Annotated in this window: 12 protein-coding genes; 5 read left to right on the top strand and 7 right to left on the bottom strand. The window is 45.0% G+C overall.

Annotation, left to right across the window (positions count from 1 at the left end; genetic code table 11):
- Nucleotides 1-8: 8 nt before the first annotated feature.
- The 7 genes from KNQ03_RS00445 to KNQ03_RS00415 all read right to left on the bottom strand — a co-directional run bounded on the left by KNQ03_RS00445 (nucleotide 9) and on the right by KNQ03_RS00415 (nucleotide 6446).
- On the bottom strand, nucleotides 9-1181 hold the full coding sequence (locus KNQ03_RS00445; protein WP_214722947.1) for an SMI1/KNR4 family protein: 1173 nt from the start codon (nucleotides 1179-1181) through the stop codon (nucleotides 9-11).
- A gap of 87 nt (nucleotides 1182-1268) precedes the next feature.
- Complete coding sequence (locus KNQ03_RS00440; protein WP_214722945.1) at nucleotides 1269-1808, bottom strand: hypothetical protein; 540 nt, start codon at nucleotides 1806-1808, stop codon at nucleotides 1269-1271.
- 133 nt (nucleotides 1809-1941) lie between these two features.
- The gene (locus KNQ03_RS00435; protein WP_214722943.1) at nucleotides 1942-2520 is read right to left on the bottom strand and encodes a hypothetical protein; all 579 of its coding nucleotides are present in this window, start codon (nucleotides 2518-2520) and stop codon (nucleotides 1942-1944) included.
- Between the two features lies 1 nt (nucleotide 2521).
- Entirely contained in the window at nucleotides 2522-3244 is a 723-nt protein-coding gene (locus tag KNQ03_RS00430) for a DUF2750 domain-containing protein (RefSeq protein ID WP_214722941.1), read from the bottom strand.
- A 30-nt stretch (nucleotides 3245-3274) separates the two neighbouring features.
- A complete protein-coding gene (locus KNQ03_RS00425; RefSeq protein ID WP_214722939.1) occupies nucleotides 3275-3814 on the bottom strand; it encodes a hypothetical protein in 540 nt (179 codons plus the stop codon).
- Between the two features lie 16 nt (nucleotides 3815-3830).
- Nucleotides 3831-5132 carry a suppressor of fused domain protein gene (locus KNQ03_RS00420; RefSeq protein ID WP_214722937.1) on the bottom strand — a complete coding sequence of 434 codons (1302 nt, stop codon included), beginning with the start codon at nucleotides 5130-5132 and terminating at the stop codon, nucleotides 3831-3833.
- 573 nt (nucleotides 5133-5705) lie between these two features.
- Nucleotides 5706-6446, bottom strand: a complete 741-nt coding sequence (locus KNQ03_RS00415; protein WP_214722935.1) for a hypothetical protein — start codon at nucleotides 6444-6446, stop codon at nucleotides 5706-5708.
- A 281-nt stretch (nucleotides 6447-6727) separates the two neighbouring features.
- Here KNQ03_RS00415 and KNQ03_RS00410 point away from each other — a divergent pair, with 281 nt between their 5' ends.
- The 5 genes from KNQ03_RS00410 to KNQ03_RS00390 all read left to right on the top strand — a co-directional run bounded on the left by KNQ03_RS00410 (nucleotide 6728) and on the right by KNQ03_RS00390 (nucleotide 14924).
- Complete coding sequence (locus tag KNQ03_RS00410) at nucleotides 6728-6967, top strand: hypothetical protein (protein WP_214722933.1); 240 nt, start codon at nucleotides 6728-6730, stop codon at nucleotides 6965-6967.
- 115 nt (nucleotides 6968-7082) lie between these two features.
- Nucleotides 7083-7463 carry a hypothetical protein gene (locus KNQ03_RS00405; RefSeq protein WP_214722931.1) on the top strand — a complete coding sequence of 127 codons (381 nt, stop codon included), beginning with the start codon at nucleotides 7083-7085 and terminating at the stop codon, nucleotides 7461-7463.
- 165 nt (nucleotides 7464-7628) lie between these two features.
- The gene (locus KNQ03_RS00400) at nucleotides 7629-9521 is read left to right on the top strand and encodes a glycosyltransferase family 2 protein (protein WP_214722929.1); all 1893 of its coding nucleotides are present in this window, start codon (nucleotides 7629-7631) and stop codon (nucleotides 9519-9521) included.
- Nucleotides 9522-9666: 145 nt separating this feature from the next.
- A complete protein-coding gene (locus KNQ03_RS00395; RefSeq protein ID WP_214722927.1) occupies nucleotides 9667-11238 on the top strand; it encodes a glycosyltransferase in 1572 nt (523 codons plus the stop codon).
- Nucleotides 11239-11402: 164 nt separating this feature from the next.
- Nucleotides 11403-14924 (top strand): CDP-glycerol glycerophosphotransferase family protein, encoded by a 3522-nt coding sequence (locus tag KNQ03_RS00390; protein WP_214722925.1) that lies wholly within the window; start codon nucleotides 11403-11405, stop codon nucleotides 14922-14924.
- Nucleotides 14925-15068 lie beyond the last annotated feature (144 nt).

The following is a 15068-nucleotide window of genomic DNA, read 5'->3' as shown; positions in this document are numbered from 1 at the left end:
GATCATCCTCACATTCTTTTATGGAGTGCTTTCAGATTACACGCGCGCCATGCATCACGGACGATATCTTGGAAAGTCGTTGCCTTCGGTTTGAGTTTTAACGTTCTATAGTCGAAGCGATAGACGGCTTCGTCCGGACGCTCTTTCAATACCGCATAGTATTCGTCCTGTTTAAACGACGAACCAAAAAAGAAGTATTTGTCGCGGATTGCATCGAACTCGGTTAACGCGTATTCATCAAGACTAACCGAGAGATTGTCTTGAGTCTCATGCGATAACCCGTTCCAGCTCGTCAGCGGTATACCGTATAAGTTCAACTCTTCGGAAAAACGCATACCGTTACAGACTCTCAAAATCTCTTTATACCACTCCGGAATCGCAAAATGATTGGTCTCGAATGCTTGGATGCGGGCTTCTGGACAAGGACTCTCCACGGACACTTGATAGTTTTGGATGGAGGATGAATAATCATACAAATACAGCTTGTGCTCCATCTTCTCACCTTCGATTGGAATACTGTATTTCAAGAATTTTTGATCGTTCACATAAAAGAGTCGCATAGCCTGAAGGATATTCGTAAGAAAGACATCGTCTGGTAAAGCAGTGTTCTGATGATTCAGTCGTGGAACTTCAACGTCTTCTAGTGACACGTCTTCCTCGTCATCGTGTTCTTCAAAAGCCTCATGTTCCCCGAGGACGATTGCGATACCTGTCTCGTTACCGTCTTCTCGTCGGACAAAGACTTCATAGTGTCCGTCCCCCATTAACTGAACGGCGACACCGAACGGAAACAGGAAGATTTCATCTTCCATCATTTCATCTGAGATTGCGATATAGAACGGGTCGATCTCTTCGTCTAACTCTAGCGTATTTCGAATCTCCCAGTCGATGGCTTCCCGTCTCCCGTAATCCGCTGTGTTCATGACGACGAGCTGCGCTGAATCGACGACGACTAGATCGGATAAAGGCTCGAAATCGGATGGATCCATCTTCGTTTCTTCATTCATTGTTAGGTAAAGCAAATTGATTGATTCGAACTCATCTTCGTCATAGAAGACCGTCCAAATCGAACCTTGTTCAACTGGAATTGTCACGTTGTATTCTATATCCGGCTCAAGGAAAGCAGGATCCGAGACAATCAAATTCCCTTTGTGACTTGTAAACGTGCCTAGTTTTTTCATGGTGTATACCTCTTTCTTAAATATAACGGAGAGGACATTTCCAACTTGCTAATGCCATTGGATTAATCAAACTTAACCCTTTGATTCTTATTGCATCCGCCACTCCATGAATCCGGTGGTTTGCTCTTGCCGGAAACGAATCCAATCCGTTAAGGTTTGATTCATCTTCTGCCATTCGTTAATACATTCCGATTTGAAAAGTGCATCTTCGAGTTGCTCGATTAGTAACCAAGCCTCTGTTAAGGTTGCAGCATCTTCCTCTTTTTCTCCTAAATACAAATCTTCATCGAGATGATGGAAGGAATACCATAACCCGTACAAAAGATGGTCAATCATTCTCTCGATCGCTAACTGCTCCCGTCTTCCACCTCGCGTAATCGCTTCTTGTAAGTAGATGTAACGGTCATCTTCATCAAAGAAAAGACCATACCAGCGATACGGTCGGACGTCATCCGGCATCTCTTTCATCCACTTCTTCAAAGTCGGTTTTAGAAGACGTTCTTTTAGCGGATGAATCAAGAGGAATGAAGCGTCTGTCTCTCCTTCACAGGTAGATAATAACCAACTCACAAACGTTCGCTGTCGCTCGAAGTTCCACGTATTCGCTTCTTCAATGAATCTATCCATATGTACTAACCACGCTTTGCGTAAGCCACGATTTTTGGCAAGAAGAGCGGTGTGAAGACGTGGTAGATCAGAAACGATAGGGTCTTGTAATAACTTATCTAGAAGCGGCATGTTTCATCTCCTTTTAAAAATGTCATTGCTCCACTTTCATTTGTTGTCTCGTTTTTCGAAGATGAAACCATAATAGTATTCCCGTGCCTATCGAAAGAACCGGGAAAAGATACGGGATGTACGATTCCTGCTGATGAATCACGTGCATGAAAAAGTAACTAATGAAGCAGACAATTCGAAGCCATGTAGGAAGATAATCTTTACCGATAAAAGCTAAAAACATCAAGGGAATACCCATTCCAAATACTACAATTGGTAAGACAGAGAACGGTGTCACGAACTGAAACAGACCAAGTCCCACCAGAAGATAGGCGAACCAGGACGTCCGTCGTCGAAACTTCTCGCGTTCCTTTCGTCCAGGTTGTATCCCGTAAATATCATCCTGCTTGTATCCTTCCGCTTGTTTCTCGGCAATCAGTTCCTCCATCCGTCGTTTCGCTTGACGCCTCGTCGAGTACTGTTCTTCCTTCTCATCTCTGACATCTTGATCAAGCTTCCATTGCTCGGTGACACCGTGATAGGTCTGGATTGTTCGACCATCACGATACAAGTACCAAAAGTACGTAATGCCATCCACCTGTTTACTGAGTGTCTGAATCATGTTAACCCTCCAGATCAGCTAGGACATCTTCTGGATCTAGCTCAAGTCCGACGAGCTCCGGTCCCCAATCCAAGCCACAATACAGTCCGTCGTTAATCATGCTCAGTAACCAGCCATTCATGTACAAATCCAGATCTAAGCGAATCAGATGATAGTTCGCCCATTCCTTCGTCTGCAGTGCTTTTGCCGCCGCTTCCGTCGAAAAGAATAATAGGACGTCTGTTTCCTCTTGATTCGACGGACAGTACGCCCAGCCCGACTGTTCCAACTTCGATAGACCATAGACAGCACCTGTCTCGAGAACTGTCTGTAAGAAGTCTTCTGCTTGTTCAGCACTCTGTTCCATTTGTTGTTCCTTTTCAACGAACGCATTCAACGTCGGTGCTACCGGAAATAGTTCTTGTTCTTCGTGGTCCCACAAGACGATCGTCTCTGTGTCCGGAAGCTGATATCCGAGTTCATCACCTGTTCCGTCACTGGCAATTCGTAAGAAACCGGATGGGTAGTCCTCCGCATCCGTCGTGTTGACACGAACAAGGTCGTCCCATGTCCGCTTGATATATTGTTCGTCCTTGATCGGATGAAACTCCCATTCGCCGATGCTGAATTTGTTTTCGTGCTTGTACCTATTTCGTAGTTCTTTCGGAAGCTCGAAGCCAAGTTCTGCTTCTACCTCTTGTAGTCTCTCTTCTGTGACACCTGGTAAACCGATTTGATATGTCATCTATGTGACTCCTTCTTATACATTTTGTGTTTAATTTTTTCGGTTAAAGTTCTTGCCTGTGGGATAAAGCCCGGTCAATCGTCTCCCATAATGAACTTTTGCCTGCCCCATTCGGATTTTCTTCAGATCAAACTGGTCCTTAAAATAATCAATGACGGGTTCAACGATATAGGACGGCTCCAAGATATGAAGGACGAATTCGATCGCTTCCGGACCATATTCATCTTCAACAAAATACCCGTTGCCGATTTCAAAAAGAAAACCGTTGAGGTCTTCTTCAATGCTCGAACGATGCTCAAAGATGACGTCATACTCTGTATCCTGACAAAAGATTTCGACGACAACTTCGTGGTAATCCGCTTCTTGAACGACCGAGTATCCTTCCTTTTCTTTCTCAGCTACGAGTTCTCGGATATAGGCATCTAGATTAAAAAAGCGCGAGAACTTTTGCTCACTCATTGGTTCTTTCAATCTCTCTCCCATGATGCCGTGAAACGTGTAGAGTGTCCGTCCATCCTTTTCGAACAGCCAAAAATGATTCTGACCGTTCATTGGTTTGATGAGTTGCATGAAGTTCCCTCCACTCTTATAGGTCTGCGAACAATTCGCCATTGAGCTGGCGAATCATCGTATCGTTCGGTAACTGTTGTCGTAGTCGTTTCGCCCAGTCCGTCCGAAGATCATAAGCGAAGGGTTCTTCGTTCGATAGCAGATAAAGCATTGTTCCATCATGACCGACAATCACGACGGTCGTATCTTCCGGATAAACGAACCGATCTTCTAAGACACGTGTTTTTCGGTACGTCGTTTCGACCTCTTGTTGAATCGACAAGCGATTGGAATACGAAAACATGAACAGTTCGTTCATCGACGCAACTCTATAAGCGTGTTCAAGGATGAGTTCGAGCATCCTAGCATTTTCAATCTTTACCGTGAAAAAATGACTCTCACTTGTCGATGTTCGTTTTCCACGTAACCAACCGTTCGTTTGTTTCTGTCTAGACAAGACATGTGAAGTGAACGACATATGATGTTGCGAGAAAAAAGCCCTGTTGTCTTTGTCTTCCTCTTCAAAAGCAAAAAAGGTCGCGTAGATCGGAAAACGATTTTGATGATTTAGAAAATCAAACAGGAAAGTTTCATTTTGATCTGTATCGCCTTGTTCTCCCGATTCAACACTCATGTGATACGCCTTCGCTAACGGTCCATTTAGTACGAACGGTCGTTGGATCTCGTCTTCAAAAAACGCATCCGTGATTTCACACTCGAGAATGAAGAGTTGTCTCTTAGCGTTCAATGCTTCGATCGCTTCATCGTCTCCCACAAGCGGATGTCGCTTTAAATTAAGTAGCTGCATCTCAGTTTCATACATCATCTCATTAAATTCCTCAGTACCGTATTGTTCGATGTAAGCAACTTCCGAAGCAAAGATGGGTACGAACCAGACTGGTAACACCGTCTCCGGTTCCCCGAATGCCGCGTTCCCTTTATAGACTTGAAATGATTCTTCAAAGTAGAACGGTGTCGTCACGTATAGGGCAGCGAAGTCGTACTTCGATAACAACCCAACCGGCATCGGTAAGTACTCGCCTAAATCATAAGCGTGTCCAGTCTTTAATGCTTCCAGCGTCAAGCGATAGATCAATTCAATTAAATCCGACTCGGCATCTTGTTGCATGACAGACAGCATCACTTCTTGATGGATAACGGCACCGTTCTCGAATTGCAATGGGTGATGCAATAATCCAAGTGATGTCACGGTATTCGCATTCGCAAACGGTGCATTTTGAAACTGCAACAATTGAATCGCATGATCTTGTAATTCTTCCATCTCAAGGTGACCAGTACTTTCACCACAATGGGCTTCTAAGTGTTCTATGTAATTCATATTTTTATATCCTCATTTCATGACATTAAAAAATGTCATTTCCAATAAATATCTTCTACCATATATTATATATTTCATAATACAATTTTGGGATTTTTTATTTTTTCCTAATGGAGGGTATCGTGACATCTGAAAACGACAAAAATGACTCCGGTTCAATACCGAAGCCATCTCATAGCAATGTAAAAAGGTAAAGCGACTTTTTAAAGTGTTCATCCGTTAGGCTTCACTCACATGGACCGTTTTCGTTTGTAGGACTTTCCTTCGATCCATGTCCAAATCCGAATTGATAGGTAAACATCAATTATACCAATGATTAACGCAACGACAATCATGAGAACACCATTATTACCAGAAACGAATAGAGGGTGTAAAATTGTAAAAGTAATACTTAAAAGAATCGGCAATGTGATACCCATCCAAACAGAATTAAACAATAGTGCCTTCCACATCCATATCATCCTTTTATGTGTAATAGTTGGTTTAAGTGTAGCATCTAGTGAACAGAAGAAACGAATTGCATGTTAAGAGCGACTCCATGTCGCAATCACTTGGAAAAAAATGATGCTTTCTTTAAGCCTTTATTTTTTGTTGCTTAACCAAAACAGAGTCATCATTCTTCCGATAAATTTTGGTTCGTAATCTATCTCCCACTGTGTTTATGATGATGTCGATCGTATTCTCATTTTCCCAATACAATTCATATCCATATAAAGAGATAGGGTTCAATATACTTCTTAACGGTATAATGACTGATTGCGGTAATTCAAATATACATCCATCATATAGGCTTTTCCGAGACTTCATATTAGTAATCACTAGATACAAATTTAGATTTACAGGTGTCAATTTTGCTTTTAGAGTAGCTCTCATTGTTTTCGTTTTGTTATTTTTCCTGCCTATGTTCTGTACGAATATAAAGTTCTGTTCATACACATAATTTTCTATTTTATTTAATTCATCATTAGTTATACATTCTCGGAATATTGAATGTCTAATTCCTTCTAATAAAGTACTCAACGTTTCTTTTAAAAAATCTAAATTCTTTTTTGACTTTAATTCCTCCATCTTAGTTTCTTTAAAATAATATTCGCGTCCTTCACCATTTTCACTTCTGATTTTTAGTTTTTCTTCTTCTGTTAAACTTTCATAAAAAATAACATAAAGCGAACTGTATTTCGGAAATTGTACCTTTAATTTTTTCAACATCCTTTGAAACATAAAGATCAATGGTTCATTTTTTGGATCAAAATAGTTAATATCCAACTCATTATTTGCATTTTTCTCAATATATAACACTTCGAGTTCTAACATGATTTTCACCTCTCTTAAAAGCTGTAATGATATGGTGGTTTCAACTTATATCTTAAGGCACTTTTTATTGATCTAGACTAAAAATATGCCTCAATTGGATTGAACGGATGTATAAGTACGGGTAATTCCTTTTAAAGTTTTTCTTCGAGATCTCTATATATCAAAATCCAAATCAGTTGATATATTCCATTTTGATTACAATTCAAAATTAATACTTTTATATGTAAGCGTTATCATTATACTGTAAACGATACTAATTCTTTATTAAGGGGTTGAATCGAATGTATACGGTCATCAGTCATTATTCGAAATTCAAATGTCCGCGTTGTCGCGAGAAATTCAAGGATGAAATTCTCATTGAAGATTTACATAGTGTATCGCACGAGGAGCGGCGCTTAGGTGTAGAAATCCAGTATGACTTCTCTTCGGAAGTCGCTTGTCCGAACTGCCACCACCAATGGCTCATCGAAGGAAACGTCTGGGAATATCCTGAAGGCGTCATCGATGCGATTGAACTATAACTTGCCCACCCTAGGACACTTCCCTATTTCTCAAGTACGTTACATATGAAGGGTTGCCTTGATGTACACTATCGGTAATACAAAACGTGTACTTCGGAGGTGTTCATACTTGAAAATGAAACTTTTATCTTTCCTACTTTTTTCGATCGTCTGCCTAGCAGGATGTAGCGATTACGATCAAGACGGAAATACGACGAGTGAGAAAGCAAAACAGAAATATGATGCAGCCATCGATCAAGTCTTCAAATCTGAAAATCAATACTTGAAGCAGCAACAGGTTGATCGACAACTAAAGCGAAATTCTGGAGAAACGGGCGTCATCGTCTATGAGGATCAAGATTTAATCGAAATCTATTACGACCAATCATCTGGAGGAGAAAGAGCCATTTATCAGAAAAAAGGATCTACTTACGCGCGGAAGACGTATACGAAACAAATCAGCCGTAAAATCGATGACTCTGAAAAAAAATATCTTGAGAACATTGGAATCAAGTAATTCCAATTTTTTATGACCGCATTTAAATGGTCGATGACTCCCTTCTTTGATCGGGTCATCGTCTTTTTTGTATTTTCTCACCTTTCTTACGCTTAAGAGCATCCATTTTGTGTTACAGTTCAAATGGTATTTTTTAAAATATTTTCTTTAAGGTGGGAATTACTGTTGGGGAAAATTGTTTCAATCATCATTCCTGTATACAATAAAGCGACGTATCTCTCGACTTGTATCGCGTCGATTCAGGCACTCACGCTTGATCATTCAACGATGGAAGCGATTTTCGTTGATGACGGTTCGACGGACGAATCATTGTCGATTCTCCACACGGCTGCACAAACGATGGATTTCATTCGCATCATCGAACTCCCCGAAAATACGGGAAGTCCTGCCCATCCGCGAAACGTCGGAATCGAAGAAGCGACAGGTACATACGTCACGTTCTTAGATGCTGATGATCGCCTCGATCCGGTCGGATTCCCTCAACTCGTCGCGCAAGCCGCTTCAAACGATGCCGATATCGCATTCGGTCAAACGATCAAACATACCGACACGTCGATTCAAAAAGTTGGGCGGTTCGCGTCGTTCACGACTGCCAATCAGCTTGTCCCGTATGAAATCGACAAAGTATTTCGCGCGGTTGGACCTCCTGGGAAAATCCTGAAGCGCTCCGTCTTGATCGAGCATAACATCCGGTTCAGCCCGATGCAGTTCGGTGAAGATAAACTTTTCTTCTTCGAAGCCATCTCCAAATGTCAAACGGCTTCGATGAATCCGGCACCTGTCTATCACGTCAACCGATTCGCGATGAATGATTCGTTAGTCGGACAGACGAGCATCTTCGAGAAGACGACCTTTAATTTACAGGTGCTTGAGAAAACGCTTGAACTGGATATTCCGACAGTCGCCAAGACTCATGCCTTGAGCCGTCTGATCGAGATGGATTTCCTCTCCCGTCTGTTCAACAACAAACGGTTCCTTGAGCATCCGCAACATCAGACCTTCTTTGATTTATTCCGCGAGATGATCACAATCTTTGAACGTCATGGTGCAGATCCAGCCGATTTCATTTTCGATGACATCTTCCAAAAGCAGTACGCCTTGCTTCAGCAAAAAGATTACGACAGCTTCGTCGCCTTCATCACGCTCCTCGTCCAAAAACATAAAGCCCGGCGCTATGTATCGGAGAACCGCCTTTATTTCCGGATGCCAAAATCATTACATCATCTCGGACCTGTCCTTGAGCCGTTCTTTGCCACGTATGCAGGCACGCGTCTCGTTGATGGTGTATTCTATGAAGTCGTACAATTACTCAAAGACGACACGGCTTCGGTCGATCAAGTTCTCTTAATCGCGCCTAACGATGAAGCAACGGAAACCGCCGTTCCGTTCCATATCGAAGGGACTGAATTATTCATTCCGACGGAGGCACTCGAACGACATTCATATCCATTCCAATTGATGCTGATCCATGACGACTATCATCCGTTCGTCGTCCGGATGACGTTACCGAGTAGTGTCAATGGGATGCATCTGCATTACCAGCAACTTAAAGTCGAGTTTCGTCCCGAGGAATCCAGATCACCTGTACAGAAAATCGACGCGACGAAGTATCATGTCGATGCACCGACGCAAGTCGTCGTACTCGAGAAGGCTTTCTTGTATGACGATCTGGAATTCGAGCATAAGCAGACAGCACTTGAAGTCGGGCAATTGCTGGCGATTTCCGATCTTCAGTTGACACTGGCCGGCACACCACGACTCGTCACGGTTGATGGTGCTTACGTCACGGCAAACAAAAAATACGTCCATCTTCCGCCTATGATTGATGACGAGACGTATCTGACTGATCTTCCGACAACAGTCCGGATTTTAAAGACTTGTAAACAGTATGCTGATCGTGACTTTAAAAACGAACTACCGACAAAAAATACACCGGGTACGGTTCTTTCGATTGAGAAGATCGTTTTGTCATCGAAAGGCACCCCACGCTTGAAAACGGCTCAGGATACGTACATCACAGCCAATCTTTCATTCGTTCAACCCATTCATGAAGCTTAACGATATGCCTAGGGACATCTTCATTTCATCCCTAGGTTCCTTATTATTCCAACATTGTATGCTATAGTATGGGCAAGGTTCACCAAAGAGATTCACATTTCATGACGCTCATTAAAATTGTAAGCGCTGTATAAGGAGATGCCCTATGAAACGAGATTTGTTTTTTACATTGAATACGTTAGCGACCCAGCGTGGCGGTTTATCAAAAGCAGTCATTAAACGAGCGAATGCGATCATCGCAGCTGATCCGGAGCGAAACGTGACGCTCGTGACGTTAGGGATTCAACCGAATCTTGAAACGATTCATCAAGAAATGGTCGAGGCACGGTTGCTTGATCCTCGCATCCAAGTCGTCAACGTCATCAATTTTTTAGCACGTCGCCAGGCAGACAAACGGTCCGTCGTCTCTTCGAAAGCCGAATTGATTCCACGCTGGGAAAAGCGGTATACGTTGTTCCTCGACGCGAGTCGCGCCGAAAAAGATTCGTATCGGTTGTTCGACAATGGTACATACGTCCAGTACGCCCGGTTTGATACTAACGGTCAGCTTAGCTTCATCGATTATTTTTCAGAGAATCGTCATCGCCTGCGCCGCGAAGAATATCTGGATAACGGTCAGTTGGTGCAGACGATCCAGTATTCGTTTACGTCGAACAAGCCGGTCTCTCGCTCCTTCTTCCATAGTGACGGGACGTGTTATTTAACGATTTGGCATAAAATCAATTCAGCGGACTGGAGTCATCTGTTTTATTTCGAAGCCGGTCAGGAAAAACAGTTCAATGATCCGGCGACCTTTAATACGTTCGTCTTGAATAAGCTGTTAGGTCAGCATGAAGCGGTCTTGATCTCGTCCGAATACCGGGATCGTCTTGCCAACCTACCGAAAAAGAATTTAGATGCGGTCATCTTGGACGTCAAGCATCCGAATATCAAAAAAATCGCCTTCGGACACAGCAATCACTTCGTCTCCCCCTTCAACGGGACGGCAACGGTCAGCGGTGTCTGGGATACGTTATTTGGTCGCATCGACGAGTGGGATCGAGTCATCACGGCAACTCCTCGGCAACAAGCACATATGACCGATCAGTTTGGTCATCCGGAGACTTTCCATGCGATTCCTCACGGTGTCGGTGCGGTGCCGGAAGCGGATTATACGGTTCTTCCTGAACCTGATCCGAATCGGTTCATCGTCGTCTCGCGCATTCAAATCAAAAAGGATGTCGCTGCCAGTATCCGTATCATGCGGAAGATCGTCGACCAGCATCCAAATGCTTTCCTTGATTTCTATGGCTTCGGTTACAACGATCAGCTCGAAAAGGATCTCCACGCGTTGATCAAGGAACTGTCACTGACGAAACAGATCCGATTCAACGGATTCATCACGAACATTCAAGACGCCTATCATGGCGCCGTCGCGACGATCTTCACGTCGCAATCTGAAGGGTTCGGGATGGCAATCCTTGAGAGCATGGGTCATGGTGTTCCGGTCATCGCCTATGACATCTGTTATGGTCCGCGTGAAATCATCGCGCACGGGACGACCGGTTATATCGTTCCACCCGATGACACGTCAGCTTTTGCAGCAGCAGCGATCCGCTTGATGGAGCAGCCCGCTCTACGCCGTCAAATGGGAGAAGCCGCCCTGCACTCGATCAATCGGTTTTCTGATGATCTCTTTACGACAAACTGGTTAACGCTTTTGAGTGAGCTCGACTAATCGGTTATTGACCTTCTCCTCTGTGAGAAGGTTTTTTTCGTCTATCCACCAAAGTCCGTATTGTTTTTCAAAATTTGGGATGTTTTAGCTATTGATTGTGATAGAATGCTAATGGAAGATAACGCTTTCATAAAATATCACCTAGTAGGAGGTCCCTTGATTCCATGCTGTTTAAATCTGTTCTCCGGGTGCTCCAATTCGGGCACACTGTACTTCCGAAGAAACCAAAGAAACTTAAACGATCGGCGTTAAAAGAGTCGTTACAGATTCAATCTTCGCCGACAGACTATACGCTATCCGGTCAATTAAACGATCCGTTGCTGACGATCACGTCGTTACTCATTCGCGATCGTTTGCAAGAGACGGTCCTTGAAGTGCCGAACCAACAGCACGATCATCGCTTCTCTTTCCAACTGCCGCATACGCTCGTCTCTCAGCTGAGTCAACACGCTGCTCAGATGCAGGATGCGGACGTTCCGACAGTCGAAGAGGACGGTCTCGTTGAAATCGAGTCTGTCGAAGCCGATCAAGAGACTGCCTATCCAGTCGGTCGTTTTTCACTCTGGCTGACGTTTACGAAAAAAGTCGAACACCTCACACCAGAGCAAATACACAAATGGGAGTCTGACGGCTTACCGAGTCATGCTACGCTCGATGCATCCGTCTTCACCCGCCAGATTCTGCTAGGACGTTTCGTTGACACGCAGATTCCCGCGCCGCTCGTGCCATTGATGGATGAGACGTTCAACGAATTCGTCCAGCTGTATACCGATCTAAAAGGCAACCTGCGACTGTTGTTGAATAAAGAACCGCAGACGAAGCCGAAGATCCAAATCGATGCGGTCCGCAATGAGACGAAAGCGACGACAATCATCAGCGGGAAAGCCTTTACCCGTCACGCGTTCATCAAGACGGGACGTTTGCTCCTCGTTCACCGGGAAAGTGGCAATCAAGTACCGGTCCCAATCGATTGGGTGTACCAAAATGAGACGAGCGCGAAAAAATTCGGATTGTATCGCTATCACTACACGGCGACGATCCACTGGTCGCAACTCTATCAAGCAGCGCAATTACAAGAAGGGGTGTATGACGCCTTCGTCGCGCTCGACTTCTATCACCGGTCGGAACCAAAATTACACCGTCTCGGTCGCGCCCGGTACATCACGCGTCAACTGACACCGGAAGCGTTAGGGAAAGATGATACGTCGACGATGCACATCATCCCGTACTACACGGTCGGTCACCGGAATCTATCGTTTGAGATGACCGAGTTTACGAATGAAAATTACGCCTATCTGAATCATCTGATGACGTTCGCCCCGCTCTACCGGCTGTTTGCCGAGAAGAACACGTGGCTCGTCGGAGAACGTCCCTATAAAGCGCAGGACAACGGATATCACTTCTTCAAGTATATGCGCGAGACCCATCCGGAGCGACCGGTCTATTACGTCATCGATCCGACGTCGAACGAATACGCACAAGTCGCTCCGCTCGGAAACGTCTTGCCGATTAAATCGAAGGAACACATCTATCACTCGTTGATGGCGAAGAAGGTCATCGGGACACATCATGCGGAATACTTGTATCCGCTCCGGTCCGAACCGTTCAAACGGAAGATGCGGGCGGATCGTGTCTTCATCCAACACGGGGTTCTCGGAACGAAGAACATGAATGACCAGTACGGCAAGTTTGCCGCTGCCTTCGATACGGATCTGTTCCTCGTCAGTTCCGAGCGTGAGAAACGACTCGTCACACAAGACATGGGCTACGCTGAGCGAGAGGTCAAAATCACCGGTTTGTCTCGTTTTGATGCCCTCTTGAACGACGACGTCCCAGTCAAACGTCAGATGCTCGTCATTCCGACGTGGCGCTCGTGGTTACAGACGCCACTCCAGTTCTTCGAATCGGAATATTATCAGCAGTACCAAGCGTTCCTATCGAGTGAGCGTCTGCATGCATACGCAAAACAACATCGTCTCCAGATCGTCCTTTGCCTGCATCCGAACATGCAGCAATATTCGAGTCACTTCGAGAACTTACCGATCACGGTCATCCATCAAGGCGAACGTGATGTCCAAGGGTTGTTAAAGGAAAGCCTCTTGCTCGTCACTGACTACTCGAGTGTCGCCTTTGACTTCAGTTTCTTGAAGCGACCGGTCCATTACCTGCAATTCGACCCGAAACGCTTCATCGGTCCGCTCGGTTCGTATCTCGATCTCGAAAACGAATTACCGGGGCGGATCTCGAAGACGATCGATGACTTGTTCAAGGATCTCGATGCGACGGCACGCCGTCATTTTGAGATGGATGACGAATTCAAACGCCGCGCTGACGTCTTCTTGACGAAAACGGATACGACCTATTCCGATCAGGTCTATCAAACAATCGCGAACTATACGAAGCAGACGAGTCTTTTAGAGAAGATTCAGACGAACGAAGCGGCGAACATCCTCTTTAAGGTCTATCGTCGTAGCCGGTTCTACTTCCCGACGATGAAGGCAGGATATCGACTCATGCAACGCGTCTTACCGGTCGACCCGAAACTCGTCGTCTTCGAGAGTGGTCTCGGTAAACATTACGCGGACAGCCCGCGTTACATTTACGAAGAACTGAAGAAGCAAGCTCTCGGCTATAAAGTCGTCTGGATCTATAACAAAAAGCTCTATCTGAGTGATTCGAACGCGAAAGTCGTCAAACGCCTGTCTCCCGCCTACTTCTATTACATGGCAACGGCGAAGTTCTGGGTCAACAATCAGAACTTCCCGCACTACATGACGCGGCGGAAAGAGACGACGTACATCCAGACGTGGCACGGCACGCCGTTGAAGAAGATGTTGTTCGACTTAGATGAGATCCATGGACGGGATGAAGGCTACGTCGAACGAGTGACGAATTCGATCGCGCAATGGAGCGTCCTCTTGTCTCCGAGTCCTTATGCGACGAACATCTTTAGAAGTGCATTCCAGTATAGCGGTCCTGTCGTCGAATCCGGTTATCCGCGAAATGACCTCTTCTTTACGGCGAATGATGAAGCAACGATCGAGCGGATTCGGACGCAGTTGCAACTGCCGGAAGGCAAAAAAGTCATCTTGTATGCACCGACCTTCCGCGATCATCAATCGCTTGGCAAAGGGAAGTTCTACTTCGACTATCCGTTTGATTTCGACCGGGTCGCGGAAGCGTTAGGCGATGAGTACGTCTTCTTGATTCGGACGCACGTGCTTGTCACGAAAAAACCGAAGATTCCAGTACAGCACCGGGAACAATTCATTGACGTGACGGCCTATCCGGATATTCAAGAACTGTATTTGATCACGGATCTGCTGATCACGGACTATTCCTCTGTCTTCTTCGACTTCGCGAACATGAATCGACCGATGATGTTCTATGCGTATGACCTTGATCTCTATCGGGACACGCTGCGCGGATTCTATCTCGATTACTACAACGATCTTCCGGGACCCATCTTAGAGACGGAAGAGGCTTTGCTTCACGCCTTATCGGACATTCCGCGTCTGACGAAAATGTATCAAGCGCAACTCGATACGTTCCGTGCGACGTACGGTCCGATGGAGGACGGCTTCGCCGCTTCCCGCGTCGTCGATGCGTACTTCGGAACGAATCCACAGATTCGCACTGGAGCACTCGAATTACTTGAGCAACCGGACGGCAGTTATTCCGTTTAATTGTTTCAATCTGTTGAATAAACGCTCCCTCTCAAAACAGACGGTTTCATTCTTTCAACCGTTTATTTTGAAGGGAGTTTTTCTGTGTTTTCGTTCAGCCCTTCTGCATGGTTCATACGTTAAGTCATGCTGAGAATAGGAAAA

Source organism: Exiguobacterium sp. s143, from assembly GCF_018618895.1.
Lineage (GTDB): Bacteria > Bacillota > Bacilli > Exiguobacteriales > Exiguobacteriaceae > Exiguobacterium_A > Exiguobacterium_A abrahamii.
The sequence above is the reverse complement of the archived record's forward strand: the minus strand, read 5'-3'. Positions and strand labels throughout refer to the sequence as shown.

Bases quoted from the DNA above. Each gene is read 5' to 3' on its own strand.
- KNQ03_RS00425 (WP_214722939.1), bottom strand. From the start codon at position 3,814: ATGCAACTCATCAAACCAATGAACGGTCAGAATCATTTTTGGCTGTTC.
- KNQ03_RS00410 (WP_214722933.1), top strand. From the start codon at position 6,728: ATGTATACGGTCATCAGTCATTATTCGAAATTCAAATGTCCGCGTTGT.
- KNQ03_RS00405 (WP_214722931.1), top strand. From the start codon at position 7,083: ATGAAACTTTTATCTTTCCTACTTTTTTCGATCGTCTGCCTAGCAGGA.
- KNQ03_RS00395 (WP_214722927.1), top strand. From the start codon at position 9,667: ATGAAACGAGATTTGTTTTTTACATTGAATACGTTAGCGACCCAGCGT.
- KNQ03_RS00445 (WP_214722947.1), bottom strand. From the start codon at position 1,181: ATGAAAAAACTAGGCACGTTTACAAGTCACAAAGGGAATTTGATTGTC.
- KNQ03_RS00415 (WP_214722935.1), bottom strand. From the start codon at position 6,446: ATGTTAGAACTCGAAGTGTTATATATTGAGAAAAATGCAAATAATGAG.
- KNQ03_RS00440 (WP_214722945.1), bottom strand. From the start codon at position 1,808: ATGGATAGATTCATTGAAGAAGCGAATACGTGGAACTTCGAGCGACAG.
- KNQ03_RS00390 (WP_214722925.1), top strand. From the start codon at position 11,403: ATGCTGTTTAAATCTGTTCTCCGGGTGCTCCAATTCGGGCACACTGTA.
- KNQ03_RS00430 (WP_214722941.1), bottom strand. From the start codon at position 3,244: ATGACATATCAAATCGGTTTACCAGGTGTCACAGAAGAGAGACTACAA.
- KNQ03_RS00435 (WP_214722943.1), bottom strand. From the start codon at position 2,520: ATGATTCAGACACTCAGTAAACAGGTGGATGGCATTACGTACTTTTGG.
- KNQ03_RS00420 (WP_214722937.1), bottom strand. From the start codon at position 5,132: ATGAATTACATAGAACACTTAGAAGCCCATTGTGGTGAAAGTACTGGT.